Source organism: Mesorhizobium sp. M0018 (assembly GCF_040323955.1).
Classification (GTDB): Bacteria; Pseudomonadota; Alphaproteobacteria; order Rhizobiales; family Rhizobiaceae; genus Mesorhizobium.
Genome location: NZ_JAMYVL010000072.1, coordinates 1 through 1797, shown reverse-complemented (window position 1 = coordinate 1797; position 1797 = coordinate 1). Strand labels below are relative to the sequence as shown.

General features: G+C 66.4%; 2 protein-coding genes. Both read right to left on the bottom strand.

Annotated features, from left to right (window positions below):
* Positions 1 to 303: 303 nt before the first annotated feature.
* Positions 304 to 1497 (bottom strand): IS91 family transposase, encoded by a 1194-nt coding sequence (locus tag NKJ81_RS32470; protein ID WP_502904367.1) that lies wholly within the window; start codon positions 1495 to 1497, stop codon positions 304 to 306.
* Positions 1498 to 1501: 4 nt separating this feature from the next.
* Positions 1502 to 1797 (bottom strand): tyrosine-type recombinase/integrase (locus NKJ81_RS32465; protein ID WP_352542974.1); only part of this gene is annotated, 296 nt, incomplete at its 5' end.

Here is a 1797-nt window from a genome sequence, read left to right as displayed (position 1 = left end):
ATTGCTGAAGGGTTTCGGGTGCCGTCAGGCGTACGAAAGTCTCTGATGCAGGAACCCGCGGGCCGCAGGCGGTGAGCTATGGGGATTTGTGTTTCGGGGTGTGCCAGCGCCTGTCGCGAACTTCCGCATAGGACGCGGTGGGCATGTCGTGGAAGCGGCTTCCGGGCCAGGTCGCAGAGCCTGTAGCGTTGATTCCGACGGGATTGGTGTGCGTGACGACCGGCGTCACGGCAACGTGCACATAACATCCCGTTGACCGGCGCCAGCGTGGCGCGGCCGTGTGTGCAGACGGTCCATGCCGGGTCATGGGGCGTTCTCCCGGTTCGGCGCTCTTGATGCAGGCGGTGCACGAGGCTGGCACCACCGTTCGAACCTCTCGATGACGACCATGCGTCCGCCGCAGCAAGGGCAAGGCCGGCGGACGTCAGCCGGTTCTTCCGAGGTGTCGTCTTGGGACGGCAGATCGACGTTCAGCAGTTCGCGCGCGAGTGCGAGGCTGGCCTTGCGGGCGGAGCTGGCGAGCAGTCCATAGTGACGGATGCGGTGGAACCCACGCGGCAGGACATGGAGCAGGAAGCGGCGGATGAACTCGTCGGCGGCAAGCGTCATGGCGCGCTGGCGCTCGACACCATCGCGGCGATAGTCCTTGTAGCGGAAGGTGACTCCAGCCTCGTCGAAGGCGATCAGGCGGCGGTTCGAGATGGCAACCCGGTGCGTGTAGCGCGACAGGTAGGCGAGCACCGCTTCCGGCCCGGCGAAGGGCGCCTTGGCGTAGACCACCCAGCGCTTGTTCCGGACCGGCGACAGGTGCCGCAGGAAGGCCTGCCGCTCGACGAGATGAGCAAGGGTGCCGAAGAAGGCGAGCCGACCGGCGTCGTGCAGCGCGATCAGCCGGGTCAGAAACAGGCGGCGGAACAACTTGCCCAGTACTCTGACCGGGAGCAGGAAGGCCGCGCGCGACGATATCCAGCGGCTCCCGTCCGGCGCGATGCCGCCGCCCGGCACAATCATGTGGACATGCGGATGGTGGGTCATCGCCGATCCCCATGTGTGGAGCACGGCGGTGATGCCGATGCGCGCGCCGAGATGCCTGGGATCGGCGGCGATGGTCAGCATCGTCTCCGATGCCGCCTTGAACAGCAGGTCATAGACCAGCGCCTTGTTGTGGAACGCGATCTCGGCGACTTCGGCCGGCAGCGTGAATACGACATGGAAGTAGCCGACCGGCAGCAGGTCGGCTTCGCGCTCGGCGAGCCATGTACGCGCGGCCGCGCCCTGGCACCTGGGACAGTGCCGGTTACGGCAGCTGTTATAGGCGATCCGCCATTGGCCGCAGTCCGCACAGGCTTCGACATGACCACCCAACGCAGCGGTGCGACACTGTTCGATCGCCGACATGACCTTGAGCTGCTGCAAGCTCAGATGCCCGGCGTGGGAGATCCGGTATCCGGGGCCGGCAGCACGGAAGATATCGGCGACCTCCAGGTCGGCGCGCACCGGTTCAGCCGGACGGCGTCTTGCCTTCCATCAGCGCCATCAGCCGGTCCAGCGGCCCTGCGACCGCGTGGATCGTCCGGGTCGAGACCTTGGTGTAGAGCGCTGTCGTTTCGAGCTTGCAGTGCCCGAGCAGCACCTGGATGACGCGAATGTCGACATCCTGCTCGAGCAGGTGGGTGGCGAAGCTGTGCCGCAGAGTATGCGGGCTGACGCGCTTGCGGATGCCGGCGACTTCGGCGGCTTCCTGAACCGCGCGATGGAGTTGCCGCGACGAGATCGGATCGGTGCAACTGCGCCCCG